The 25,864-nt window shown below is 69.3% G+C and carries 23 protein-coding genes and 1 tRNA gene; 9 read left to right on the forward strand and 15 right to left on the reverse strand.

The window, feature by feature from the left end:
• Positions 1–7: 7 nt before the first annotated feature.
• The 11 genes from ACZ4MH_RS03785 to dnaA form a co-directional block, all read right to left on the reverse strand.
• Entirely contained in the window at positions 8–1,900 is a 1,893-nt protein-coding gene (locus ACZ4MH_RS03785) for a vWA domain-containing protein (protein ID WP_351586860.1), read from the reverse strand.
• Positions 1,901–2,095: 195 nt separating this feature from the next.
• Positions 2,096–2,230, reverse strand: a complete 135-nt coding sequence (locus tag ACZ4MH_RS03790; protein WP_003958712.1) for a DLW-39 family protein — start codon at positions 2,228–2,230, stop codon at positions 2,096–2,098.
• Positions 2,231–2,386: 156 nt separating this feature from the next.
• Positions 2,387–2,460: transfer RNA gene (locus tag ACZ4MH_RS03795), tRNA-Ile, on the reverse strand.
• A gap of 113 nt (positions 2,461–2,573) precedes the next feature.
• Positions 2,574–3,254, reverse strand: coding sequence for a DUF3566 domain-containing protein (locus ACZ4MH_RS03800; RefSeq protein ID WP_351586862.1), 681 nt, complete (start codon positions 3,252–3,254; stop codon positions 2,574–2,576).
• A 15-nt stretch (positions 3,255–3,269) separates the two neighbouring features.
• A complete protein-coding gene (gyrA, locus tag ACZ4MH_RS03805) occupies positions 3,270–5,894 on the reverse strand; it encodes a DNA gyrase subunit A (protein ID WP_351586864.1) in 2,625 nt (874 codons plus the stop codon).
• Positions 5,895–5,943: 49 nt separating this feature from the next.
• Complete coding sequence (gene gyrB / locus ACZ4MH_RS03810; RefSeq protein ID WP_351586866.1) at positions 5,944–7,974, reverse strand: DNA topoisomerase (ATP-hydrolyzing) subunit B; 2,031 nt, start codon at positions 7,972–7,974, stop codon at positions 5,944–5,946.
• A gap of 463 nt (positions 7,975–8,437) precedes the next feature.
• Positions 8,438–8,995 carry a DciA family protein gene (locus tag ACZ4MH_RS03815; protein WP_351586868.1) on the reverse strand — a complete coding sequence of 186 codons (558 nt, stop codon included), beginning with the start codon at positions 8,993–8,995 and terminating at the stop codon, positions 8,438–8,440.
• Complete coding sequence (gene recF / locus ACZ4MH_RS03820; protein ID WP_351586870.1) at positions 8,996–10,129, reverse strand: DNA replication/repair protein RecF; 1,134 nt, start codon at positions 10,127–10,129, stop codon at positions 8,996–8,998. It lies immediately after the preceding gene.
• Between the two features lie 64 nt (positions 10,130–10,193).
• Positions 10,194–11,072, reverse strand: a complete 879-nt coding sequence (gene gnd / locus ACZ4MH_RS03825) for a phosphogluconate dehydrogenase (NAD(+)-dependent, decarboxylating) (protein ID WP_351586872.1) — start codon at positions 11,070–11,072, stop codon at positions 10,194–10,196.
• A gap of 185 nt (positions 11,073–11,257) precedes the next feature.
• On the reverse strand, positions 11,258–12,388 hold the full coding sequence (dnaN, locus tag ACZ4MH_RS03830; protein ID WP_351586874.1) for a DNA polymerase III subunit beta: 1,131 nt from the start codon (positions 12,386–12,388) through the stop codon (positions 11,258–11,260).
• Between the two features lie 909 nt (positions 12,389–13,297).
• Positions 13,298–15,310, reverse strand: coding sequence for a chromosomal replication initiator protein DnaA (dnaA, locus tag ACZ4MH_RS03835; RefSeq protein ID WP_351586876.1), 2,013 nt, complete (start codon positions 15,308–15,310; stop codon positions 13,298–13,300).
• A 357-nt stretch (positions 15,311–15,667) separates the two neighbouring features.
• Between dnaA and rpmH the strand changes: the two genes are divergently transcribed.
• From rpmH to ACZ4MH_RS03880, 9 genes are all read left to right on the forward strand, one after another.
• On the forward strand, positions 15,668–15,805 hold the full coding sequence (gene rpmH, locus ACZ4MH_RS03840) for a 50S ribosomal protein L34 (protein WP_030354375.1): 138 nt from the start codon (positions 15,668–15,670) through the stop codon (positions 15,803–15,805).
• 23 nt (positions 15,806–15,828) lie between these two features.
• Entirely contained in the window at positions 15,829–16,221 is a 393-nt protein-coding gene (rnpA, locus tag ACZ4MH_RS03845) for a ribonuclease P protein component (protein ID WP_351586878.1), read from the forward strand.
• Positions 16,218–16,535, forward strand: coding sequence for a membrane protein insertion efficiency factor YidD (gene yidD, locus ACZ4MH_RS03850; RefSeq protein WP_351586880.1), 318 nt, complete (start codon positions 16,218–16,220; stop codon positions 16,533–16,535). The genes rnpA and yidD overlap by 4 nt, the downstream gene beginning before the upstream one ends.
• 3 nt (positions 16,536–16,538) lie before the next feature.
• Positions 16,539–17,717 carry a membrane protein insertase YidC gene (gene yidC, locus ACZ4MH_RS03855; protein WP_351586882.1) on the forward strand — a complete coding sequence of 393 codons (1,179 nt, stop codon included), beginning with the start codon at positions 16,539–16,541 and terminating at the stop codon, positions 17,715–17,717.
• A gap of 51 nt (positions 17,718–17,768) precedes the next feature.
• On the forward strand, positions 17,769–18,236 hold the full coding sequence (locus ACZ4MH_RS03860) for a Jag family protein (protein WP_467754180.1): 468 nt from the start codon (positions 17,769–17,771) through the stop codon (positions 18,234–18,236).
• A gap of 133 nt (positions 18,237–18,369) precedes the next feature.
• Complete coding sequence (gene rsmG / locus ACZ4MH_RS03865; RefSeq protein ID WP_351586886.1) at positions 18,370–19,095, forward strand: 16S rRNA (guanine(527)-N(7))-methyltransferase RsmG; 726 nt, start codon at positions 18,370–18,372, stop codon at positions 19,093–19,095.
• A 339-nt stretch (positions 19,096–19,434) separates the two neighbouring features.
• Complete coding sequence (locus ACZ4MH_RS03870; RefSeq protein ID WP_351586888.1) at positions 19,435–20,505, forward strand: AAA family ATPase; 1,071 nt, start codon at positions 19,435–19,437, stop codon at positions 20,503–20,505.
• Positions 20,502–21,599 carry a ParB/RepB/Spo0J family partition protein gene (locus ACZ4MH_RS03875; protein WP_351586890.1) on the forward strand — a complete coding sequence of 366 codons (1,098 nt, stop codon included), beginning with the start codon at positions 20,502–20,504 and terminating at the stop codon, positions 21,597–21,599. Before ACZ4MH_RS03870 ends, ACZ4MH_RS03875 begins: the two co-directional genes overlap by 4 nt.
• Positions 21,600–21,911: 312 nt before the next feature.
• On the forward strand, positions 21,912–22,529 hold the full coding sequence (locus ACZ4MH_RS03880; protein ID WP_351586892.1) for a GNAT family N-acetyltransferase: 618 nt from the start codon (positions 21,912–21,914) through the stop codon (positions 22,527–22,529).
• A gap of 65 nt (positions 22,530–22,594) precedes the next feature.
• On the opposite strand, the gene trxA is transcribed toward ACZ4MH_RS03880, so the two are convergent.
• From trxA to sigM, 4 genes are all read right to left on the reverse strand, one after another.
• Positions 22,595–22,921 (reverse strand): thioredoxin, encoded by a 327-nt coding sequence (trxA, locus tag ACZ4MH_RS03885; protein WP_351586894.1) that lies wholly within the window; start codon positions 22,919–22,921, stop codon positions 22,595–22,597.
• Positions 22,922–22,967: 46 nt separating this feature from the next.
• Positions 22,968–23,960, reverse strand: a complete 993-nt coding sequence (gene trxB, locus ACZ4MH_RS03890; RefSeq protein ID WP_351586896.1) for a thioredoxin-disulfide reductase — start codon at positions 23,958–23,960, stop codon at positions 22,968–22,970.
• Positions 23,961–24,102: 142 nt separating this feature from the next.
• Positions 24,103–25,095: an anti-sigma factor family protein gene (locus ACZ4MH_RS03895; protein ID WP_351586898.1), complete on the reverse strand. Its 993-nt coding sequence runs from the start codon at positions 25,093–25,095 to the stop codon at positions 24,103–24,105.
• Positions 25,092–25,775, reverse strand: a complete 684-nt coding sequence (gene sigM, locus ACZ4MH_RS03900) for an RNA polymerase sigma factor SigM (protein WP_351586900.1) — start codon at positions 25,773–25,775, stop codon at positions 25,092–25,094. Before sigM ends, ACZ4MH_RS03895 begins: the two co-directional genes overlap by 4 nt.
• Positions 25,776–25,864: the final 89 nt, after the last annotated feature.

A 25,864-nucleotide genomic window follows, 5' to 3' on the forward strand; every position in this document is an offset into this window, starting at 1 on the left:
CTACCCCTCATCGTCCCGAGCCCCTACCGGTACCGGCACTGCGCCGCCTGCCGCGCGCCCTCGTGTACGCCACCGCGAGGCCGGCCAGGAGCAGCGCTCCCACGCCGATGCCGGCGGCCCCGATCACCTGACGCGCCGCCCATCCTGCCCCGCCGGCCGCGTCGCTGTCCGCCGGGGCGGCGGAATCCCGTACGGCGGCCGCGTGCGCCTGCGGGCCGCGCTTCGCCGCGCCGAGGACGGCCACGCGCAGGACCACACGGATCCGCGGATTGTCCGCGATCTCCGCGACCTTGGCACCGAGGGTGACCGCCAGATAGAAGTCACCGTCCCGGTGCACGGGGATCACGTTGGGGTTGCTCTCGTAGCGGTTGCTCCAGCTGACGGGGACGGTGCCCATGTGCACCGCGGTGAGCCGCCCGTTGTAGGGCGTCTGCGGGCTGAATTCGCCGGTGCCGCCGCCGACCGGCTGCCGGGCCGGCGTGTAGACCTGCGTCGCGCCGTACGAGGTCTGCGCGCTGTATCCGCGCACGGTGGGTTCGTCGGCGAACTCCACGTCGTAGCGCAGCTGCTGGCCCCAGCCGACCGGGACCCGGTACCAAAGGGTCTGCGACGGCAGGATCCTGTCGCGCCAGACGCCCGCCCCGATCCGGGCGGCGTCGTTGAAGCCGGTGCCGCCGGTGACGCCCTTCGGGGCCCCGGAGGGCAGGACGGCGTCCTTGCCGCCCGCGCCGTACTCCGGCTCCGGCCGGGAGGGCGTGACGCCCTCCTTGAGCGGCTGCTCGCTGCGGTATGTCAGCTCCAGGGGCCAGTGCGCCGCGTCGGACCCGTCGGCGGCCTCGCGCTCGACGACGAGCCAGTAGCGTCCGGCCGGGTCGCAGCTGCCGCTCCCGTCCGCCGCCGGAATCCTGCTGACGCCCGAAGTCAGCGGCGTGGCACCCTCGTTCTGGCCGAACAGCTCGGTGCTGGACTCGCAGGCGCTGTCGGTGCCGTACACGAGCTGGGTGCGCAGCACGGTGGTGGTGTCGACCGCCGCACCCGGGTGCGGGACGGCGGTGGCGGAGAAGTCGGCGGTGGAGCGGCCGTCCAGCCGCACGGCGTAGAAGCGCTTCTCTCCGGGGCCGATGGTGTCCCGGTACTGGCCCGGCGCGATGGCGGGTGCGCCGGAGCGTGCGGGAGTACCGCGCACCCGCTTCCCCTGAAAGCGGTAACCGTCCGCGGAGAGGCTGCCCGCGCGCTGCATCTGGCGGGCGAGGGACGTGGCGTCGGGCGCGTCGTAGTAGCGGCCGTTGCCCGCCTTCGCGACGCACTCCAGCTGCTGGCGGGCCTTGCCGCGCACTTGGAAGCCGATGGTGTCGATGCGCAGGTCGACGCCGGATTTCCCGAGCTGCTGGGCGACCTCGCAGGGCGGCGGGGACTGGCAGGTGTCCTCGCCGTCGGAGATCAGCACGATCGTGCGGCGGCCGGCCGTGCCGCCGGCGCCCCGCGGGAGGTCGGCGGCCGCCTTCTTCAGCGAGAGTCCGATGGGGGTGTCGCCCTTGGGCTCGACGCCCGCCACGGCCTTCTTCAGCCCTGCCCGGTCCAGCGGCCGTACCGGCTGGAGGAGGCGGGTGTCGTGACAGCCGCGGTTCTTGTCCGCACCGTAGACGCGTAATCCGGTGGGGAAACCGTCGGGCAGGGCGTCCGCCAGGGTGCCGACGGCCTTGCGGGCCGCGGCGATCCGGGTGTGCCCGGCGCCGTCCGGCTCCGCCATCGAACCGGAGGAGTCCAGCACCATGACCATGCCGCTGCCGGTCGAGGCCGGGGCCGGGGCCAGGGCTGCGGACGCCTGGGGCGCGCTCACCAGCGTGACCAGCAGGCCCCCGATCAGCGTGGCCGCCGTACCGCAACGTCGTCGTGCCATGCACCTGCCCCCTCGGACCACCCACCAAGTTTGCTACCGCAACCTAGCGGTGTGCTTCCGCAAACTCAAGGCGCGAAGGCGCCACAGTCCCACCACGGCGCCGGACGGATGACGCCCGGCGAACGACGCCGAACAGACGAAACCCCGGTCACCGCGGAGTGCGGCAGCCGGGGTTTCGTGCGTACGTGCTGGGGCTCACACGCCCGAACCTGCGGGCACGGAGTCGGTCGCCTCCGTCCACAGATCCTGCTCGGCGCGATCCGCCTGGATCTGGCGGTACACGAGGAGCCCGCCGATGGCGGCCAGTGCGACCAGGAGAAGCTTCTTCACCGCGCGACCTCGTCTTTCGTTGACGTAGGGGACCTTCGGGGGCCGATGATACACACCGGTCGATATCAATCGGTGACCTAGCCCGACCCCAACTCGCCGGAAGCACAAACGGATCGGCCCGGGCGGAGAAACTCCGTCCGGGCCGATCCTTGCCGGTGGGGCTAACAGGACTTGAACCTGTGGCCTCTTCCTTATCAGGGAAGCGCTCTAACCGTCTGAGCTATAGCCCCTGGCTTGGTGCCGCCTCGCTGGCTGCACCGAAAGATTAGCGCACTTCAGAGCCATGGCCCAAATCGATGACCGACCCGGGCCCGAAAGGCCGCCGACGGCCCCCCGCAGCAGGTCATTCGTCCTCGGCCAGGGTCAGCTCCACGCCGCCCACGAAGCCCGCCGAGAGGTTGTAGATGAACGCCCCGAGCGTGGCCAGCGCCGTCGCCAGCACCACGTCGATCACCGCGATGACACCGGTGAACAGCAGCACCCGCGGCAGCGAAAGGAACGTCTCCAGGTCGAAACCGGAACCGCCGTCGGAGCTGGTGGCCTCGCTGATCGTGCCGCCGACCGTGGTGAAGACGCCCATCGCGTCCATCACCATCCACAGCACCGACACCGCCACCAGCGTGCACAGCCCCAGCGCGATCGACAGCAGGAAGCTGACCTTCATCACCGACCACGGATCGGCCCTGGCCACCCGCAGCCGCGCCTTGCGCGTACGCGGGGTGGTACGGACGCCCGTGCGGGGCACGCGCATGCCCTGCTTGCCCCCGCCGGTCGCGTAGGCCGACGGCGGGCGGTACGGCTGGTCCTCGGTGCCCTGCGGGCGCGGCTCGGGCTGCGGCTGCGGCTGCGCCTCGGGCTGCGGCTGCCTGGTGTCGGTCACGGTTCCCCCCTCGGAGGCGGCCTCCTTGCGGGGGCCGCCGTCAGCATCGGAGCCACGGGCGCTGTCCGTCACGGTCGCGGGCCCGGAGGACGAGCTCCGCTCGTCGCCCGATCCGCCCGCCTGCGCACCCGTGGCTCCACTCACGACCTACTCCTCGCGCTACTCCGCCGCGGGCTCCTCGCCCCCGGCCGCCGGGGCCTGGTCCTGCGCCGCGTCATCGGCCGGCTCGCCCTCGGCCAGCGCCTCGACCTCTTCGGCCTCGCGACCGGCCTCGGCGTTCCGAGCGATACCGACGACGGCATCGCGCTTGCCCAGGTTGATCAGTTGGACGCCCATGGTGTCACGGCCCGTCTCCCTGACCTCGTCGACCCGCGTGCGGATCACCCCACCGCTGAGGGTGATGGCGAGGATCTCGTCGCTCGCCTCGACCACCAGCGCGCCGACCAGCTCACCTCGATCCTCCACGATCTTGGCGGCCTTGATACCGAGGCCGCCGCGGCCCTGGACGCGGTACTCGTCGACGTTCGTGCGCTTGGCGTACCCGCCGTCGGTGGCGGTGAAAACGAAGGTGTTCGCCCGCACCACGTTCATCGAAAGGAGCTCGTCGCCTTCGCGGAAGCTCATGCCCTTCACGCCGGAGGTGGCACGCCCCATCGGGCGCAGCGCGTCATCCGTGGCGGTGAACCGGATCGACTGCGCCTTCTTGGAGATCAGCAGCAGGTCGTCCTCGCCGGAGACCAGCTCGGCACCGATCAGCTCGTCGTCCGAGCCGTCCTCCTGCTCGCGCAGGTTGATGGCGATGACACCGCCGGAGCGCGGCGAGTCGTAGTCCTTCAGCGGCGTCTTCTTCACCAGGCCGGCCTTGGTGGCCAGGACCAGATACGGCGCCGCCTCGTAGTCGCGGATCGCCAGGATCTGCGCGATCTGCTCGTCCGGCTGGAAGGCGAGGAGGTTCGCGACGTGCTGGCCGCGCGCGTCCCGGCCCGCGTCCGGCAGCTCGTACGCCTTGGCGCGGTAGACCCGGCCCTTGTTCGTGAAGAACAGCAGCCAGTGGTGGGTGGTGGACACGAAGAAGTGGTCGACGATGTCGTCCTGCTTCAGCTTCGTGCCGCGCACGCCCTTGCCGCCGCGCTTCTGCGAGCGGTAGTCCTCGGTCTTGGTCCGCTTGATGTAGCCGCCACGGGTGATCGTGACGACGATGTCCTCCTCGGCGATCAGGTCCTCGATGGACATGTCGCCCTCGAAGGGCACCAGCTTGGAGCGCCGGTCGTCGCCGTACTTGTCGACGAGCGCGGTCAGCTCGTCGCTGACGATCCCGCGCTGCCGCTCCGGGGAGGCCAGGATCGCGTTGTACTCGCGGATCTTCGCTTCCAGCTCGTCGTGCTCGGCGGTGATCTTCTGCCGCTCCAGGGCCGCCAGGCGCCGCAGCTGCATCTCCAGGATCGCGTTCGCCTGGATCTCGTCGATCTCCAGCAGGTCCATCAGGCCGCCGCGCGCGTCCTCGACCGTCTGGCTGCGCCGGATCAGCGCGATGACCTCGTCGATGGCGTCCAGGGCCTTGAGCAGACCGCGCAGGATGTGCGCCCGCTCCTCGGCCTTGCGCAGCCGGAACTTCGTCCGGCGGACGATGACCTCGATCTGGTGCGTCACCCAGTGGCGGATGAACGCGTCCAGGGACAGCGTGCGCGGCACGCCGTCGACCAGCGCCAGCATGTTGGCGCCGAAGTTCGTCTGCAGGTCGGTGTGCTTGTACAGGTTGTTCAGGACGACCTTGGCGACGGCGTCCCGCTTGAGCACGATGACCAGGCGCTGGCCGGTCCGCGAGGAGGTCTCGTCGCGGACGTCGGCGATGCCGCCGACCCGGCCGTCCTTCACCAGGTCGGCGATCTTCTGCGCGAGGTTGTCCGGGTTGACCTGGTACGGAAGCTCCGTGACCACCAGGCACTGGCGGTTGTGGATCTCCTCGACCTCGACCACCGCGCGCATCGTGATGGAGCCGCGGCCGGTGCGGTACGCCTCCTCGATGCCCTTGCGGCCCACCACGAGCGCGCCGGTGGGGAAGTCCGGGCCCTTGATCCGCTCGATCAGGGCTTCCAGCAGCTCCTCGTTGGAGGCCTCCGGGTGCTCCAGCGCCCACTGCGCGCCGGCCGCGACCTCGCGGAGGTTGTGCGGCGGGATGTTGGTCGCCATGCCGACCGCGATGCCGGCCGAGCCGTTGATCAGCAGGTTCGGGAAGCGCGACGGCAGGACCGTCGGCTCCTGGTTACGGCCGTCGTAGTTGTCCTGGAAGTCGACGGTCTCCTCGTCGATGTCCCGGAGCATCTCCATCGACAGCGGCGCCATCTTGCACTCGGTGTACCGCATGGCCGCGGCCGGGTCGTTGCCCGGAGAACCGAAGTTGCCGTTGGAGTCCACCAGCGGCATCCGCATCGACCACGGCTGCGCGAGGCGGACCAGCGCGTCGTAGATCGAGGAGTCGCCGTGCGGGTGGTACGTACCCATGACGTCACCGACGACGCGGGCGCACTTGTAGAAGCCCTTCTCGGGGCGGTACCCGCCGTCGTACATCGCGTACAGGACGCGGCGGTGCACCGGCTTCAGGCCGTCCCGCACGTCGGGCAGCGCACGCGAGACGATGACGGACATCGCGTAGTCGAGGTACGAGCGCTGCATCTCGGTCTCGAGCCCGACGGGCTCGACACGCATGCCCACGCCTTCGATGGCGGCGGGCGCGCCCTCGGCGGTCACGCCGTCCGGGGTCACGGGGGGAATCTCGTCGGCCATTGCTGTTCAAAGTCCTTTCGAGCTGCGGCTGTTGTTCGGGCCGACGGGCTCAGATGTCGAGGAAGCGGACGTCCTTGGCGTTGCGCTGGATGAACGAGCGACGTGCTTCGACGTCCTCACCCATGAGCACGGAGAACAGGTCGTCCGCGCGGGCCGCGTCGTCCAGCGACACCTGGCCGAGCACCCGGTGGTCGATGTCCATGGTCGTCACGCGCAGCTCTTCGGCGTTCATCTCACCCAGACCCTTGAAGCGCTGGACCGAGTCGTCCTTGATGCGCTTGCCGGACCGCTTGCCCAGCTCGATCAGCGCGTCGCGCTCGCGGTCGGAGTAGGCGTACTCGAAGTCGTCCCGGCCCCACTTGATCTTGTACAGCGGCGGGCGGGAGAGGTACACGTGCCCGGCCTCCACCAGCGGCCGCATGAAGCGGAACAGGAAGGTGAGCAGCAGGGTGTTGATGTGCTGGCCGTCGACGTCGGCGTCCGCCATCAGGATGATCTTGTGGTAGCGGAGCTTCTCGATGTCGAAGTCCTCGTGGACCCCGGTGCCGAAGGCCGAGATCAGCGCCTGGACTTCCTGGTTCTGCAGGATCTTGTCGACCCTGGCCTTCTCGACGTTCAGGATCTTGCCGCGGATCGGGAGGATCGCCTGGTACTCCGGGTTACGGCCGGACTTGGCCGAGCCGCCGGCGGAGTCACCCTCGACGATGAAGATCTCGCACTTGGTCGGGTCGTTGGACTGGCAGTCGCTCAGCTTGCCCGGCAGCGACGCGGTCTCCAGCAGACCCTTGCGGCGGGTCAGGTCGCGCGCCTTGCGGGCGGCGACACGGGCCGTCGCGGCCTGGATGCCCTTGCGGATGATGTCCGCGGCCTCGTTGGGGTTCCGGTCCAGCCAGTCCGTGAGGTGCTCGTGCGCGACCTTCTGGACGAACGTCTTCGCCTCGGTGTTGCCCAGCTTCGTCTTGGTCTGGCCCTCGAACTGGGGCTCGCCGAGCTTGATGGAGATGATCGCCGTCAGACCCTCGCGGATGTCCTCACCCGTGAGGTTGTCGTCCTTCTCGCGCAGCAGCTTCTTGTCGCGCGCGTACCGGTTGATCAGGCCCGTCAGCGCCGCGCGGAAGCCCTCTTCGTGCGTACCGCCCTCGTGGGTGTGGATGGTGTTCGCGAAGCTGTAGACACCCTCGGTGTACTGGGTGTTCCACTGCATCGCGATCTCCACCGAGAGCATCCGCTCCTTGTCCTCGGCCTCGATGTCGATGACCGTGGGGTGGACCGTCTCGCCCTTGCGGGAGTTCAGGTACTTCACGAAGTCGACGAGGCCGCCTTCGTAGTGGTACTTGACGGTGAGCGGCTTGCCCTCCTCGTCGACGTGCGCCTCGCGCTCGTCGGTGAGCTGGATCGACAGACCCTTGTTGAGGAAGGCCATCTCCTGGAAGCGCCGGGACAGCGTCTCGAAGCTGTACTCGGTCGTCTCGAAGATCTCGCCGTCGGCCCAGAACGTGACCGAGGTGCCGGTCTCCTCGGTGGCCTCGTGCTTGGCGAGCGGCGCGGTCGGCACACCCGCCTTGTAGTCCTGCGTCCAGCGGTACCCGTCCGTCCTGACCTCGACGGAGACCCGCTGGGACAGGGCGTTCACGACGGAGACACCGACGCCGTGCAAACCACCGGAGACGGCGTACCCGCCGCCGCCGAACTTGCCGCCCGCGTGCAGCACGGTGAGCACGACCTCGACGGCCGGCTTCCCCTCGGAGGGGATGATGCCCACGGGGATGCCACGGCCGTTGTCGATGACGCGCACGCCGCCGTCCGCGAGGATCGTGACGTCGATGGTGTCCGCGTGGCCGGCCATCGCCTCGTCGACCGAGTTGTCCACGACCTCCTGCACGAGGTGGTGCAGACCACGCTCGCCGGTGGAGCCGATGTACATACCCGGTCGCTTGCGAACCGCGTCCAAGCCCTCAAGGACAGTGATCGCACTGGCGTCGTACGACTTCTCTTCCGAGGAGCCGCCACTGGCGACGGCAGGAACCCCCTCTTCGGTAGAAGCCGTGATGTTCTCGTTGAGGTCGCCGGAGTCGGCCACGAAGCGCCCTTTCTGGCACAGGCACGAGCCTTCTCCTGCTGCCGGCGGGAAGGCCCCGTGCCGGTCAGGAGCGGCTGCGTCGTTCGACATGTTCCGCGAGTGGGCGGGATTGCTACCAGTCTACCGGTAGCGCCGACACTCATGGGGGTTTGCGGGCGCCTGAGTCCTCACGTGCCGCCCTGAACTGGCGTCCGCCGACTCCCCATATCTGAGACGGGCCCCCAGGACGCTCACACCGGCACTCAGCGCTTCGGGCTGTCAACCTCCGACTACGGTGAGCGGAGTCTCTTCCGTCACACCAGAACATCCGAGGCATCTCGCCCGTACGGAGACCCGCCGCAGAGGCGGTTTCACGTGAAACGGAAGGCTTCGGCCGGGCGCGGTTTCATGGGAAACGGAAGGCTTCGGCCGGGCAGGCGTGCGGTTTCACGTGAAACGGCCGCTCCGCGCCCGCAGGTACGGCTCAGCCGTACGTGTCGCCCGGCCCCGTGCTCCCCGGAGCCCGCAACGAGCCGTACCGCCGGGGCGGGCCACCCGGCCCCAGCACCTTGATGACCTTCACCGACCCGTGCCCGAGGTCCTCGTTCAGCCGCGCCACCAGCGTCGGCGCCAGCAGCCGCAGCTGCGTCGCCCACGCCGTCGAGTCGCACTGCACCGTCAGCACCCGGGCGTCCTCGTCGTACTTCTGCGGCTCACAGTGCTGCGCCACCTCCGCGCCCACCAGCTGCGGCCAGCGCCCCATCACCCCGCCGACCGCGGCCGGCGTCTCCCAGCCACGCTCGGTGATCAGACGATTGATCGCCGCACCCAGCGGCAGCGGATCGCGCCCATCGGCACGCGCACCGGAACGCAGCCCACCCCCGCGGCGGGCCTGCTTCTTCTGCTGCGCGGCCGCGCCCCGCGCCCGCGCCTGCTCCTTCGCGGCCACCAGCGCCTGCCGCGCCAGATCGACCCCGGACAGCTCCGGCGGCTTCGGCTGCTCGGGTCCCGCAGGCTCCTGAGGACCGGACTGCTCACTCACTTACGACACCTTCTCCGCCGTGCCCTCGGAGACCGCGAACCGCGCCCCCGCCAGCACGCCCGGCACATCGTCGTCCACCGCCGCCGTCACCAGCACCTGCTCACCCGGCGCCACCAGCTCGGCCAGCCGCTCCCGGCGGCGCGCGTCCAGCTCGGCGAAGACGTCGTCGAGGACCAGCACCGGCTCATTGCCCTCGGCGCTCAGCAGGTCGTACGAGGCCAGCCGCAGCGCCAGCGCGTACGACCAGGACTCGCCGTGGCTCGCGTACCCCTTCGCCGGCAGCCGCCCCAGCTTGAGGACCAGGTCGTCACGGTGCGGGCCGACCAGCGTCACGCCCCGCTCGATCTCGTTCTTCCGCGCCTCGCCCAGCGCCTCCATGAGCAGCCCGTACAGCTCCTCACGGTTCGACGCCTCCGCCAGCCGCTCGCCCACCGAACCGCGGTACTCCAGCGCGACCGGCCCGCCGCCCGGCGCCAGCTGCTCGTACGCCTTGTCCGCCAGCGGCTGCAGCGTCGCGATCAGGTCCAGCCGCTGCGCCAGCAGCTCCGCACCGACGCGCGCCAGATGCTGGTCCCACACGTCCAGCGTGGACAGGTCCATCTTCCGGCCGCCGTGCCGGCGCGCCAGGGCCGCGCTCTTCAGCAGGGTGTTGCGCTGCTTCAGCACGCGGTCGTAGTCCGAGCGCACGCCCGCCATCCGCGGCGAACGCGCCGTGATCAGCTCGTCCAGGAAGCGCCGCCGCTCGCCCGGATCGCCCTTGACCAGCGCCAGATCCTCCGGCGCGAACAGCACCGTCCGCACGATGCCGAGCACGTCACGCGGCCTGACCTGCGAGGATCTGTTGATCCTGGCCCGGTTGGCCTTCCCCGGATTCAGCTCCAGCTCGATCAGCTGCTGCCGCTCGCCCTGCACCACCTGCGCCCGGACGATCGCCCGCTCCGCACCCATGCGGACCAGCGGCGCGTCGGAGGACACGCGGTGACTGCCGAGGGTGGCGAGATAGCCGACCGCCTCGACGAGATTGGTCTTCCCCTGGCCGTTGGGCCCGACGAACGCCGTGACGCCCGGGTCGAGCGGGACCTCGACCCGGGCGTACGAGCGGAAGTCGGCGAGCGACAGATGCGCGACATGCATGGGCGGCGCCGACCTCCCCCGGCGTAACACTGCTGCGGGTGCTGGGTGGCCCCAGCCCCTGGGATTACTTCTTGTTCTCGACCGCGTGGCCGCCGAACTGATTCCGCAGCGCGGCGATCATCTTCATCTGCGGCGAGTCGTCCTGACGCGAGGCGAACCGCGCGAACAGCGACGCGGTGATCGCCGGCAGCGGCACCGCGTTGTCGATCGCGGCCTCGACCGTCCAGCGGCCCTCACCGGAGTCGGCGGCGAAGCCCCGCAGCTTCTCCAGGTGCTCGTCGTCGTCCAGCGCGTTGACCGCCAGGTCCAGCAGCCAGGAGCGGATGACCGTGCCCTCCTGCCAGGAGCGGAAGACCTCGCGCACGTCCGTGACGGAGTCGACCTTCTCCAGCAGCTCCCAGCCCTCGGCGTACGCCTGCATCATGGCGTACTCGATGCCGTTGTGGACCATCTTCGCGAAGTGGCCCGCGCCGACCTTGCCGGCGTGCACCGAGCCGAAGTCGCCCTCCGGCTTGAGCGCGTCGAAGATCGGCTGGACCTTCGCCACGTCCTCGGCGGCACCGCCGTACATCAGCGCGTAGCCGTTCTCCAGGCCCCACACGCCACCGGAGACGCCGCAGTCGACGAAGCCGATGCCCTTGGCGCGCAGCTCCTCGGCGTGCTTCTCGTCATCGGTCCAGCGGCTGTTCCCGCCGTCCACGACGATGTCGCCCTCGGACAGCAGCTCACCGAGCTCATCGATCGTCGCCTGGGTGGCGGCGCCGGCCGGCACCATGACCCACACGACCCGCGGACCCTGCAGACCGTCCACCAGCTCCTTGAGGCTGGAGACGTCCGCGAGGTCGGGATTGCGGTCGTAACCGATGACCGTGTGGCCTGCGCGGCGGATGCGCTCGCGCATGTTGCCGCCCATCTTGCCGAGACCGACGAGACCGAGCTCCATCAGAGACCCTCTTTGCACATAGTCGTTGCCCTTGTACCTGACCTACGACGAGCCTACGCCCGAAGGGCTGTGCACAGCTGTGGGCTCAGCCGCTCATAAGCCGCAGGTCAACCGCGTCATCCGGGCGGCCGTACGGAGCGCGTCCGTACGGCCTTCCGGGCGTGGCACAGGGCACTGCTCGGAGCTCAGCCCGACAGGCGCACCGGCATGATCAGGTACTTGTACGCGTCGTCCGCCTCGGCGTCGGCGGCCGGCTTGCCGCTCAGCAGCGCGGGCTTGGTCGACGTCGTGAACGCCAGCTGCGCCACCGGCGAGTCGATCGCGGACAGGCCCTCCAGCAGGAAGCCGGGGTTGAAGGCGATCGAGATGTCGTCGCCCTCCAGCTGCGCGTCGACGCGCTCCACAGCCTGTGCGTCGTCGCTGGAGCCGGCCTCCAGGATCAGCACGCCCTGCTCGAAGCTGAGCCGCACCGGGGTGTTCCGCTCGGCCACCAGCGCAACACGCTTGACGGCCTCGACGAACGGAGCCGTCTCGATCACCGCGACGGAGTTGAACTCGGTCGGGAAGAGCGTGCGGTACTTCGGCAGGTCGCCCTCAAGAAGGCGGGTGGTCGTCCGCCGCCCGGCGCCCTCGAAACCGATCAGACCCTCACCGGCGCCGGAGCCGGACAGCGCCAGCGTGACCGTGTCACCGCTGCTCAGCGACTTGGCGGTGTCCAGCAGCGTCTTGGCGGGCACCAGCGCGACCGCGGAGGCGTCCGGGCTCTCCGGCTTCCACAGGAACTCGCGGACCGCGAAGCGGTAGCGGTCGGTCGAGGCGAGCGTGACGGTGTCGCCCTCGATCTCGATGCGGACACCGGTGAGCACCGGGAGGGTGTCGTCGCGGCCGGCGGCGATGGCGACCTGGGCGGCCGCGGAGGCGAAGACCTCACCGGGGACGGTGCCGGTGGCGGTGGGCATCTGGGGCAGCGCCGGGTACTCCTCCACAGGAAGGGTGTGGAGGGTGAAGCGCGAGGAGCCGCAGACGACGGTCACTCGTACACCGTCTGTGGAGATCTCCACCGGGCGGTTCGGCAGCGCACGGCAGATGTCGGCGAGCAGCCGGCCGGAGACGAGGACCGTGCCCTCCTCCTCGGTCTCCGCCTCCACCGAGACGCGTGCCGAGACCTCGTAGTCGAAGCCGGAGAGGCTCAGGGAGCCGTCCTCCGCCTTCAGCAGCAGGCCCGCGAGGACGGGCACCGGCGGACGGGCCGGGAGGCTCTTGGCCGCCCAGGCCACTGCCTCCGCGAGTACATCGCGCTCCACCCGGATCTTCACCGGAAACCGCCTCCTGCTGTTGCTGGCTCTCGCCCTGCTGGCCTTCGTCGTCGGCTGGGTTGCCGGAGACCAGTCTGACGCACACCACCGACAGTCGGTGCGGCTCGGGGTCAAGTCGGGACGAGAGCTCGGAGAGGCCCGGTCCCCAAGTTGTGCACAGCACCCGATTCGAAACGAGTTCCCCGCTACATATCCGTGGTCGTAGTAGTAGGGGCTGTGGAAACCGTGGACAACCGGCTTTTCGCAGGTCAGCGCCCGTTTTTTGTCCACCGAGGGCTGTGGGTGCAGCCGTGGATAAGCCGGCGGTTCTGTGGACCGCCCGACTTTGTGCACACCCGATGCACAGGGGAGGCCGGTTTCTCCCCAGCGCCGTCCCCAGTTTTACCCAGGTTCCCCACAGCCCAACCCGGCACTTTGGTGTGACGGCTTTCACTCGCGCCGGTGAGTGGGGGTGTTGCCTTGCCGAACAGTGGACAGCGGTGTGGACGAGGTGTGTACAACGCCGCTTTACCTGTGGGCGGCCGGTGGACAGTCGCGTGCACACCCTGTGGACGGAAACTTTGTCCACACCCTGTGGATGAAGGTTGTCCGCAATTCCACACCCTGCTGACCTGGGGCGATGTGCTGGCGGGCGGTCTGCTTGTGGATGCTGTTGGGATAACTCTCCAGTCCCCAGGGTGTGGAAGGAAGATTCTCGCCCAATCTGTGGAGGGAAGCCGTGTCCTCGTCAGAAATCGAACAGCGCTGGGGAGTTCGGCGTCGGCCCAAGGGCCGGTTCCACAGCGTGGGGACGGCTCGGGACACCCGGAGGGTCTGTCGTACGGGGTTCTTGAGGGGCACTCAACGACGAAAGGCGCCCCGGGAGTTGTCCCGGAGCGCCCTGTGCGTCCGCGGCCGGCGCCGCCCGCGTCAGCCGTTCTTGATGCGGTTCGTCAGCTCGGTCACCTGGTTGTAGATGGAGCGGCGCTCCGCCATCAGCGCGCGGATCTTCCGGTCGGCGTGCATGACGGTCGTGTGGTCGCGGCCGCCGAAGTGGCCGCCGATCTTCGGCAGCGACAGATCGGTCAGCTCGCGGCACAGGTACATCGCGATCTGCCGCGCGGTCACCAGCACGCGGCTGCGTGAGGAGCCGCACAGGTCGTCCACCGTCAGCCCGAAGTAGTCGGCGGTGGCCGCCATGATCGCGGTGGCGGTGATCTCGGGGGCCGCGTCCTCGCCGCCGGGGATCAGGTCCTTCAGAACAATCTCGGTGAGGCCGAGGTCCACCGGCTGCCGGTTGAGCGAGGCGAAGGCCGTGACCCGGATCAGCGCCCCCTCCAGCTCGCGGATGTTCCGCGAGATCCGGGAGGCGATGAACTCCAGTACCTCCGGCGGCGCGTTCAGCTGCTCCTGCACGGCCTTCTTGCGGAGGATCGCGATACGGGTCTCCAGCTCGGGCGGCTGGACGTCCGTGATCAGACCCCACTCGAAGCGGTTGCGCAGCCGGTCCTCCAGGGTCACCAGCTGCTTGGGCGGCCGGTCACTGGAGAGAACGATCTGCTTGTTCGCGTTGTGCAGCGTGTTGAACGTGTGGAAGAACTCCTCCTGCGTCGACTCCTTGCTCGCCAGGAACTGGATGTCGTCGACCAGCAGGATGTCCATGTCGCGGTAGCGCTTGCGGAACGCGTCCGCCTTGCCGTCGCGGATGGAGTTGATGAACTCGTTGGTGAACTCCTCCGAGCTCACGTATCTGACCCTGGTACCGGGGTACAGGCTGCGGGCGTAATGGCCGATCGCGTGCAGCAGGTGCGTCTTGCCGAGCCCGGACTCGCCGTAGATGAACAGCGGGTTGTACGCCTTGGCCGGGGCCTCGGCGACGGCGACCGCCGCGGCGTGCGCGAAGCGGTTCGACGCCCCGATGACGAAGGTGTCGAAGAGGTACTTCGGGTTCAGCCGCGCGGTGGGCTCACCGGGGCCCGTCGCCGGCGCGGGCTGGGCCGCGAGCGGGCCGGGGGCGCCGCTGGGCGCCGGCAGGTTGCCGCCGGGACGGGCGTGCCGTCCGGGACCGCCCGGCTGATGGCCGTCGGAGTCGCGGTGCTGCGGGGACTGTTCGTACGGGGAGCGCTGGGCGTCGGAGTGCTGCCCGGGGCCGGGGCGGTCGGTGCCCTGCCGGCGGTAGTCATCGGCGTTCTGCGAGCGGTAGTCGTCGCTCTGTGACCGGTAGTCGTCATTCTGCGACCGATAGTCGCCGGGTCCGGGCCGACCGCGCTGCTGGTGGTGCGACGGCGTGGCGTAGGGGTCGCGCTCGGGAAAGCCGCCGAGCCGCTGCTGCTGCCAGCCGTAGTCGTCGTGCCGGCCGGAGTCGTCGCCCATGCCGGAGCGGCGGTCCTCGGAGTGCTGCGGCCAGGCGCCGGGCGCGGGCCGCGGCTGCTGGTGCTGCTGCTGGTACTCGGGATAGGCGGGGCGCACGGTGGGCAGCTCGTCGCTCTGGTGGCCGCCGTGCTGGCCGCCTCCGTGTCCACCCTGGGGGCCCCCTTGAGGACCGTTTTCGTGGCCGTTCTGCCGACCGTAGCTCTGGCGGCCGTCGTAGCTTTCGTACGCGTCATGCGAGAGCTGAGGCTGCTGTGACGGGAGGTGCTGCTGCGGCGGCGCGGGGGACTGCGGCGCCTCAGCGGTGTCGTCGACGGTGATCGCGATGCGGATCGGGCGGCCGCACTCGTGGCTCAGCGCCTCGCCGATCAGCGGTGCGAGCCGGCCTTCCAGTACACCCTTCGCGAATTCGTTGGGTACGGCGAGCAGCGCGGTGTCGGCGACCAGGGCAAGCGGTTGAGTCCGCTTGAGCCAGTCCTGGTCCTTGGGCTTGAGGCTGTCGCTCTCCGCCCGGAGCAGGTGGTCGAGGACCCGCGGCCACACTGCGGCAAGATCTGCAGGGACGTCAGCCACAGAGCACGCTCTCTCACAGGTCCCACGAATGTGTGATTCTCAGGACGGGCGGGAAGGAATCGGAGTTCAGCCACGGTAGTCAGCTGACCCGCGCGTGTTCAAGTTGTTGTCCACAGCCTGTGTACAGCGTGTCCTGTCCTAGAGCCGGTTTGACCGGATGATGCAGCCGCGCGTACCGTGACCAGGTCGAGTTGTCGATGGCTGCTGCCGCCTGCCTCCGATGGGCAAAGATCGCGCCCAGCGATCGTGTAGCGGTGCACTCGGGCGTATGCGAGCTACTCGTGGGCGCACGGTGACAGCCAGTCGACGCCCCACACCTGTCTCGCAAGAGGCAACAATCCTTCCTGGAGCCCCCGAGTGAGCAAGCGCACCTTCCAGCCGAACAACCGTCGTCGCGCCAAGACCCACGGCTTCCGCCTGCGTATGCGTACGCGTGCCGGCCGCGCGATCCTGGCGACCCGCCGTGGCAAGGGTCGCGCCCGCCTGTCGGCCTGACAGCCCGGCTCTAGGTCCATGACGTGCTGCCTACCGAGAATCGGCTGAGGCGGCGCGAGGACTTCGCGGCCGCGGTACGCCAAGGACGCAGGGCTGGTCGCCCACTCCTTGTCGTCCATCTACGCAGCGGTGCAACGGACCCGCACGCAGCGGGGGAAATGGTTCCCCCGACGCGTGCGGGTTTCGTCGTGAGCAAGGCCATCGGCAACGCCGTGGTCCGGAACAAGGTCCAGCGCCGGCTCCGTCACCTCGTGCGTGACCGTCTGGACCGGTTGCCCGCCGGTAGCCTGGTGGTCGTACGTGCGCTGCCCGGCGCGGGCGATGCGGAGTACGACGCGCTCGCCCGTGATCTTGATGCCGCGCTGCAGCGCCTGCTGAGGACCCCCGGGCGGGACCCAGGAGGGGGCGCTCCGTGAAGTACCCGCTGCTGCTGTTGATCAAGTTGTACCAGTGGACCATCAGCCCTTTGCTGGGTCCGGTCTGCAAGTACTACCCGTCGTGCTCCCACTACGGCTTCACGGCCATCGACCGGCACGGCGCGGTGAAGGGAACAGCGCTGACCGCCTGGCGCATCCTGCGTTGCAATCCGTGGTCGCTCGGTGGTGTCGACCATGTACCGCCCCGGAAACATCCGGTCTGGCACCAGCGGCTGAGGAGCCGCTTGGGCGGGCCCGCCGTCCATGAGCCTGCCGCACAGCCCGAGACTCAGCCCAACGCCCAAGGAGCTTGATTCGTGGACACGATCCTGAATCCTCTCTATTACGCCGTTTCCTGGATCATCGTCCAGTTCCATTCGCTGTACAGCCTGGTCTTCGACAAGAACAGCGGCGCGGCGTGGGGTTTGTCCATCGTCTCGCTGGTGGTGCTGATCCGTATCTGCCTGATCCCGCTTTTTGTGAAGCAGATCAAGTCGACGCGGAACATGCAGGCGCTCCAGCCGAAGATGAAGGCGATCCAGGAGCGCTACAAGAGCGACAAGCAGCGTCAGTCCGAAGAGATGATGAAGCTCTACAAGGAGACGGGCACCAACCCGCTCTCGAGCTGTCTTCCGATCATCGCGCAGTCGCCGTTCTTCATCTCGCTGTACCAGGTCCTCAGCCACATCGCGAAGAACCAGACGGTCGGCTTCATCAATCCGTCGCTGCTGGCCAGCGCGCAGAAGGCGCACATCTTCGGCGCCCCGCTGTCCGTGAAGTTCATGGACTCGGCGTCCAAGGTCGAGTCGCTCGGTGCCTCGCTCACCGACGTGCGGGTCGTCACGGTCATCATGATCGTCCTGATGTCGGCGTCGCAGTTCTACACCCAGCGCCAGCTGATGACGAAGAACGTCGACCTCACGGTGAAGACGCCGTTCATGCAGCAGCAGAAGATGCTGATGTACGTCTTCCCGATCATGTTCGCCGTCTTCGGTATCAACTTCCCCGTCGGTGTCCTCGTGTACTGGCTGACCACCAACGTGTGGACGATGGCCCAGCAGATGTTCGTCATCCGCCGTAACCCCACTCCGGGCAGCCGGGCCTACACGGAGCGCCAGGAGCGGCTGCGTGCCCAGGGCAAGCTGAAGGAGGACCCGGCGGAGGTCGAGGCGAAGCAGGCCGCCGAGGAGGCGCGCCAGAACCGCCAGCAGCCCAAGCGTCAGACCAAGTCCCGGCGGCAGACCGCGGCCCCGGCCGGCGGCGGTGCGCAGGCCCGCACCCGGGCCGGTGCGCAGGGCGGGCAGTCGGACTCCACGGCCAAGGGCGGCGAGACCAAGCAGTCGCTGCAGAAGGACTCGGGCCAGAAGGCGGACTCCGCGAAGAAGTCCTCCGAGGGCGGCAAGCCCAAGGGCAGCTCGGCCTCCGGTTCCTCCCGTAACGCCAAGTCCGGACAGCGCAAGGGCCAGCAGCGGCCCAAGCACCCGTCCAAGAAGTAGAAGGAGTCTTTCGTGACGGACACGACCCCTGCCGCCGAGGGCACCGACACCATGTCCCGGCTGGAGCAGGAGGGCGAGATCGCGGCCGACTACCTCGAGGGCCTGCTGGACATCGCGGATCTCGACGGTGACATCGACATGGACGTCGAGGCCGACCGTGCCGCGGTGTCGATCATCAGCGACTCCACCAGCCGTGATCTGCAGAAGCTCGTGGGCCGGGACGGCGAGGTGCTGGAGGCGCTCCAGGAGCTGACCCGGCTGGCGGTGCACCGGGAGACCGGCGACCGCAGCCGTCTGATGCTGGACGTCGCCGGCTACCGCGCGCGCAAGCGCGAGGAGCTCGCGGAGCTGGGCGCCAAGGCGGCCCAGGAGGCGAAGACCTCGGGCGAGCCGGTGAAGCTGAAGGCGATGACGCCGTTCGAGCGCAAGGTGGTGCACGACGCCGTCGCGGCGGCCGGGCTGCGCAGCGAGTCCGAGGGCGAGGAGCCGCAGCGTCGGGTTGTCGTGCTCCCGGCCTGATTCTCCGGCACTCGCGCGTGTCTTTGGCCCCGTCTGTTCGCAGGCGGGGCCACGTCTTGTCAGCCTTCTGCGAGGCTCGGAACCGTATCCGGGCACCCGGCAGGATCAGCAGTTCAGAGGAAGGGCGGTAACCGTGACGGAGTCAGCGGCGGAGCTTCCTGCGGCGCCGGATGCGGCGCGGGAGTTTTTCGGTGAGCGCTTCCCGGAGGCCGTGCGGTACGGCGAGCTGCTCGCCGACGCGGGCGTACGGCGTGGGCTGATTGGTCCGCGTGAGGTGCCGCGGCTGTGGGAGCGGCACCTGCTGAATTGCGCGGTGCTCTCCGAGGTGGTCCCCGAGGGCGTCTCGGTGTGTGACGTGGGCTCGGGCGCCGGGCTGCCGGGCATTCCCCTGGCGCTGGTGCGGCCGGATTTGAAGATCACCCTGCTGGAGCCGCTGCTGCGGCGGACGAACTTCCTGCAGGAGGTCGTGGAGCTGCTGGGGCTGGATCACGTGACCGTGGTGCGGGGCCGGGCCGAAGAGGTGATGGGCAAGATTCCTCAGGTCCACGTGGTGACCGCGCGTGCCGTGGCGCCGCTGGACCGGCTGGCCGGCTGGGGTGTTCCGCTGCTGCGGCCGTACGGCGAGATGCTGGCGCTCAAGGGCGACACCGCGGAGGAAGAGCTCAAGGGTGCCAGGGCGGCGCTCAGCAAGCTCGGCGTGGAGTCGACGTCGGTGGTGCACGTCGGCGAGGGCGTGGTGGATCCGCTGTCCACGGTCGTGCGCGTGGAGGTGGGCGAAAGCCCCGGCGGCGTCCGCTTCGCGGCCAAGCGCGCCAAGGCGAACCGCGCCAACCGGCCGACCAGGGGTCGTCGGCGTTAGATCGCCGCGGCACCGCACCAGACGCAGACAGGAGCGCTTTCCGTCCGCCGGCGGGAAGCGCTCCTGTTCTGTCTGTACGGGGGCGTCGCTCGAACCGACGAGGGCCGTGCTCCATACAAACCACCAAAACGACATAAGCCGGAGTGTCGCGGGGGAATGGGACACGGCGCTGGCATCGTGTTTCACGTGAAACGTCGCTCCCTGCTGCATGGAATCATCAGTCGAGGTCGTGCGGCTGCCGCACCGCGTGGCCACCGACCCGGTCGGGTCACGGATGTATCCACAGAGGAGGATTCATCCACAGGAGACAGGGCCTCGCTGGTTCGCGACACCGAAACCATGGCAGGCTCTGAGCATTGCGAGCCTGAAGTCGAGGAGAGTGAATCCGTGCGGTCCGACGCCAATATCGCGGGACCGATGACCGATCCGGTCCCCGGTCCCCGTAGCGAGTCGCTCGGGGAAGACGTTTCACGTGAAACGCCGCCTCCCATGGACGACACCCCGATCGGTCGTGCTGCTCAGTTGGCAGTCCAGGCGCTGGGCCGTGCGGGAGAGGGGCTGCCCCGCCCCGAACAAACCCGGGTCATGGTGGTGGCCAACCAGAAGGGCGGGGTCGGCAAGACCACGACCACGGTGAACCTGGCTGCCTCACTCGCCCTGCACGGGGCACGAGTACTGGTGGTGGACCTGGACCCACAGGGCAATGCCTCCACGGCCCTGGGGATCGACCACCACTCCGAAGTCCCTTCCATCTATGACGTGTTGGTGGAGAGCAAGCCACTTTCCGACGTGGTTCAGCCGGTGCCGGACGTGGAGGGGCTGTTCTGTGCGCCCGCCACGATCGACCTGGCCGGCGCGGAGATCGAACTGGTCTCGCTGGTGGCCCGGGAGAGCCGGCTGGACCGGGCCATCAAGGCATACGAGCAGCCGCTGGACTACATCCTCATCGACTGCCCGCCCTCGCTCGGCCTGCTGACGGTCAACGCGCTGGTAGCCGGGGCCGAGGTGCTGATCCCGATCCAGTGCGAGTACTACGCGCTGGAGGGCCTGGGGCAGCTGCTGCGGAACGTCGATCTGGTCCGGGGCCATCTCAACCCCAAGCTTCATGTGTCGACGATCCTGCTGACCATGTACGACGGCCGGACCCGGCTCGCCTCCCAGGTCGCCGACGAGGTGCGCAGCCACTTCGGCAGCGAGGTACTGAGAACCAGCATCCCCCGCTCCGTGCGCATCTCTGAGGCGCCGAGCTACGGGCAGACGGTGCTCACCTATGATCCGGGCTCCAGCGGCTCGCTGTCCTATCTCGAAGCGGCGCGTGAGATCGCGCTGCGCGGGGTCTCCGGGACGGCCGGTCAGGGGCTCAGCGTGACCTATGAATCACAGCACAGCATGTCGGAGGGGAATCAGTGAGCGAACGACGTAGAGGACTGGGCCGCGGGCTCGGTGCGCTGATCCCCGCGGCACCGCAGGGTTCGGACAGCGCCGGCCCGGCGGTGGGACGGGGGACGACATCGCCGTCGGCGGTGCCGGTCATGACGCCGGAGCGAGGTGTCGCCGCAGCCAAGGTGGCGGCGATTCCGGACGCTGCCGTTTCACGTGAAACGGAGGCACCGGCTGAGCCGGAGGTGAAGGAAAAGGGGAGCGAGGAGGTCGCCGGGGCGCACTTCGCCGAGCTGCCGATCGACTCGATCGTCCCGAATCCACGGCAGCCGCGGGAGGTGTTCGACGAGGACGCCCTGGCGGAGCTGATCACTTCCATCCAGGAGGTGGGCCTGCTCCAGCCGGTCGTCGTACGGCGGACGGGCCCGGAGCGGTACGAGCTCATCATGGGAGAGCGCCGCTGGCGGGCATGCCGCGAGGCCGGCCTGGAGCGGATCCCGGCGATCGTCCGGGCGACGGACGACGAGAAGCTGCTTCTGGACGCGCTGCTGGAGAACCTCCACCGGGCTCAGCTGAACCCGCTGGAGGAGGCGGCGGCCTACGACCAGCTGCTGAAGGACTTCAACTGCACGCACGATGAGCTGGCGGACCGGATCGGGCGGTCGCGCCCGCAGGTCTCCAACACGCTGCGGCTGCTGAAGCTGTCGCCGTCGGTGCAGCGGCGGGTCGCCGCGGGGGTGCTCTCGGCCGGTCATGCGCGGGCGCTGCTGTCCGTGGAGGACTCCGAGGAGCAGGACCGGCTGGCGCACCGCATCGTGGCCGAGGGCCTCTCGGTGCGGGCGGTCGAGGAGATCGTGACCCTGATGGGGTCCACGCCCAAGAGCGCGTCGCGGGCGAAGGGGCCGCGGGCCGGTACCCGCGTCTCGCCCGCCCTGACCGATCTGGCCTCGCGGCTCTCGGACCGGTTCGAGACGCGGGTGAAGGTCGATCTCGGCCAGAAGAAGGGCAAGATCGTCGTGGAGTTCGCCTCGATAGACGATCTCGACCGCATCCTCGGCACGCTGGCTCCCGGAGAGGGACGGGTGCTGGACAAGCACCCGGAGGAGGACAGCGACGAGGCGTGAGCGGACGCCGCCGTCCGCCGGGAGGGCGGGCCGTGTGCCGGTGAGGTGACCGGAACACGGCCCGCCCTTTGCCTTTTCGCGGTACCCGGGTTCATGTTGTCCCGGTTACGATGCGTTCGGGTATGGCACGCATCCACTCGGAGTCACCTCACGACGAGGAGAGGCCATGCGATCGGTGAGCCGCACCGGATTGATGGCAGCGGGGTTCGGCCTGGGGGCAGTCGGCGGTTTCGTCGGCGGCCTGCTCAGCGAGCGCGGTCCGCTGACCGCATCCGGAGGTGCGGTGGGCGAGGGAAGTGAGGACCTGGCTTCATGGGGCGTCGGCTCGTACCGCTCACGCTGGACAACCTTCCGGATGTCCCCAAGCGCTGCCGCTCGTGTGTCTTCTGGGAGCTCGACCCCGTCAGCGGTGAGGCCGCGGTAAAGAGCGGCCGGCCCGAGCTGGAGAAGGAAGCGTGGATCTCCGCCGTACTGCTGGAGTGGGGCTCCTGCGGCCGGGTGGTCTATGTGGACGAGGTCCCGGTCGGCTTCGTGCTGTACGCGCCTCCGGCCTACGTGCCACGTTCCACGGCCTTCCCGACGAGCCCGGTCTCCCCCGACGCCGTGCAGCTGATGACCGCCTGGCTGATCCCCGGCTATCAGGGCCAGGGGCTGGGCAGAGTCATGGTCCAGACGGTCGCGAAGGATCTGCTGCGGCGGGGCTTCAAGGCGATCGAGGCGTTCGGCGATGCGAAGTGGAGGGAGCCGGCGTGCGTGCTGCCCGCCGATCATCTGCTCGCGGTCGGCTTCAAGACCGTACGGCCGCATCCGCGCTACCCACGACTGCGCCTGGAGCTGCGCACGACCCTGTCGTGGAAGGAAGACGTGGAACTCGCGCTGGACCGACTTCTGGGTGCGGTCCAGAAGGAACCGGTACTCCGGCCCCTGTAGCGCGGACAGCGAAACGGGCCCGCCCCGAAGGGCAGGCCCGTTTCACGTGAAACATGGTGCGGAGATCAGGCGAGGTAGTCCGACAGGTCCCGCTCGATCGCAGCCTTGGGCTTGGCGCCGACGATGGTCTTCACGACCTCGCCGCCCTGGTAGACGTTCATGGTCGGAATCGACATGACGCCGTACTTGGCGGTGGTCGCGGGGTTCTCGTCGGTGTTGAGCTTGGCGATGACGATCTCATCGTGCTCCGCGGCGATGGCCTCCAGGGAAGGGGCAACCTGACGGCACGGGCCGCACCAGGTGGCCCAGAAGTCGACGAGTACCGGCTTGTCGCTCTTGAGGACGACCTCTTCGAAGTTGGCGTCCGTCACGGTCACCGTGGCACCGGCCATGGCGTTCTCCTTACTCAGTGGGTGTGAACAGCTCTGATGTTCGCGGTCAGGCGGTGGGGGTCTGCGCGGGCTCGGCAGGGGTCTGCTCGGGCTCGGCCGGCTCGCCGTCGGTGAGCGAGGCGAGGAAGCGCTCGGCGTCCAGGGCGGCGGAGCAGCCGGTGCCGGCGGCGGTGATCGCCTGACGGTAGGTGTGGTCCACGACGTCACCGGCGGCGAAGACGCCCTGGATGTTGGTGTGGGTGCTGGGCGCGTCCACCTTGAGGTAGCCGTCGTCGTCCAGCTTCAGCTGGCCCTTGAACAGCTCGGTGCGCGGGTCGTGGCCGATGGCGATGAACAGGCCCGTGACCGGCAGCTCGGAGGTGTCGCCGGTCTTGAGGTTGCGCAGGGTCAGACCGGAGAGCTTGTTGTCGCCGTGGATCTCGGCGACCTCGCTGTCCCACACGAACTTGATCTTCGGGTCGGCGAACGCGCGCTCCTGCATCGCCTTGCTGGCGCGCAGGGTGTCGCGGCGGTGCACGATGGTGACGGACTTGGCGAAGCGGGAGAGGAAGGTGGCCTCCTCCATCGCGGTGTCGCCGCCGCCGATGACGGCGATGTCCTGGTCCTTGAAGAAGAAGCCGTCGCAGGTGGCGCACCAGGACACGCCGCGACCGGAGAGTTCGTCCTCGCGCGGCAGGCCGAGCTTGCGGTGCTGGGAGCCGGTGGTGACGATGACGGCGTGCGCGCGGTGCACGGTGCCGGCCGAGTCGGTGACCGTCTTGATGGGCTCGGAGAGGTCCACGACGGTAACGTCATCGGGGATCAGCTCGGCGCCGAAGCGCTCGGCCTGGGCCCGCATGTTGTCCATGAGGTCCGGGCCCATGATGCCGTCCCGGAAGCCGGGGAAGTTCTCCACATCGGTGGTGTTCATCAGTGCGCCACCGGCGGTGACGGCGCCCTCGAACACCAGCGGCTTCAGCGAGGCACGGGCGGTGTAGAGCGCGGCGGTATAGCCCGCAGGCCCGGAGCCGATGATGATCACGTTACGGACGTCGCTCACGGGTGTCTTCCTTGTCTCTGCCGACTGCGTTGGGTGGGCTGGAGAAACTCTCATCCCACCCAACGGATCCTACGGGGCGAGCATTCCCGCAGTGTCCCAGCGCACCCGTAGCGGCCCGGAGCCCGGGGCCGGGCTCGGCGACTCAGTGGCGGGCATAGGTCCCGCTGAGCAGGACCTTGCCGGGCACAGGCGGTGAGGCCGAGATGCAGGACGCCGAGACGACGTAGGCGGAGACCCGGGCCCTGTCGGACGGATGGGGCAGCACGACGAGGTAGGCGTCCTTGCCCTGGTAGGTGTCGCGGCTCGCGGCCAACGGCTTCTCGGGCCGGGCGAGGCCCTTGCGCACGCAGGAGGGGATCGTGTCGTCCGCACCGCGCAGCGGCGACTGGGGCGAGCTCTGGGTGCCGACATCGGGGGTCTTGCTGCGGCCGGGCTCGGCGAGCAGATCGCGCACGTGACTGCCCAGAGTCGCGGAGCTGAGCGACCCGTCCGCAGGGCTCTGCTCGGTGGCGGTCACGCCGGGATCCTGGTCGTTCCCCGGGTTCGCGGAACCATTCTGCAGAAGGATGCCGCCGATGCCGAGCACGGCTGCGGCAGCCGCTGTGCCGAGCAGCACCTTGGGCCAGCGGTGCGCCCCCGCCGTGCGGGCGCCGGGGGCCTTGCGGCCAGGCCCGGTGGCGGCGCGAGGGTAGCCGACAGGGCGGTCCGCAGAGCTGCCACCGGAGCGCACCGGCGCTGTTTCACGTGAAACAGCGCTCCTTTTCTCCTCCACGGTTTCACGTGAAACAGCGCCATCATGCGTACCGGTCGACTGTCCAACGACGCGAAAGCTGTCGCCCGAGGTGGTCGATACGAGGGCGGCGTCACCGGCGGGCGCCGTGGCATCGAGTAGGGCTTCGGCCGCCAGGGCGGCGTCGATGCGACCGACGACGTCGTCGGGCATCCGTCCGGGACCCGGCAGCGTGCCGAGCAGTGCGCGGATCTCCTCCAGCGAGCTGTGGACGTCCTCACACAGCGGGCATCCGTCGAGATGCGCGCGAAGATCCGCCGCGCGGGCGGGCGAGAGCAACCCGTCCGCGAGCGCGGAGATCTCCGCGACCTCCGGATGCCCGCCCGTGTCGGTCGTGGCTGTCACGCTCGCCCACCTCCGCCCTTCACGGCCCCTGAGTCATTCGGTCCTGCCGTCTGTGGGACGGATGTCCCCTGCGCCCGGTTCCTTCCCCCGCCTGAGGTGCCCTTATCCCCCTCTTCGGCGCGCAGATGGGTGAGCATCGGGAGGAGCCGGGCCCGGCCGCGCGCGCACCGGCTCTTCACCGTGCCGGTGGGGACGCCCAGTACCTCGGCGGCCTCGGCCACGGGATAGCCCTGCATGTCGACGAGGACGATGGCCGCGCGCTGTTCGGCGGGGAGAGTGCGGAGGGCGCTGAGCAGTTCGCGGTGCAGGTCCTGGCGCTCGGCGGGTACCGCGGCGGATTCGTGCGGCTCGATGAGCTGTTCCAGCCGCTCGGTCTCCGCGATCGGCGAGGTGCGCCGGGAGGCGGCCTTGCGGGCCCGGTCCAGGCAGGCGTTGACCGTGATGCGGTGCAGCCAGGTGGTCACGGCCGACTGGCCGCGGAAGGTGTGGGCGGCGCGGTAGGCGGACACCAGGGCGTCCTGCACGGCGTCGGCCGCCTCCTCGCGGTCGCCGAGGGTGCGCAGCGCCACCGCCCAGAGCCGGTCACGGTGGCGCCTGACGATCTCGCCGAAGGCGTCGGGGTCGCCCTCGACATGGCGGGCGAGAAGTGCCTGGTCGGAGGGGCGGACGTTATCTGCCATGGCCCGCCTCGCAGGAGCCGGCCCGGTGCGGGCCGGGGAGCGCCGGCCGCGCGGACGGCGCCGCGGTGCACGCCCTGCCCGGGGCCGCC

It is taken from the genome of Streptomyces sp. NPDC026301, assembly GCF_055567935.1.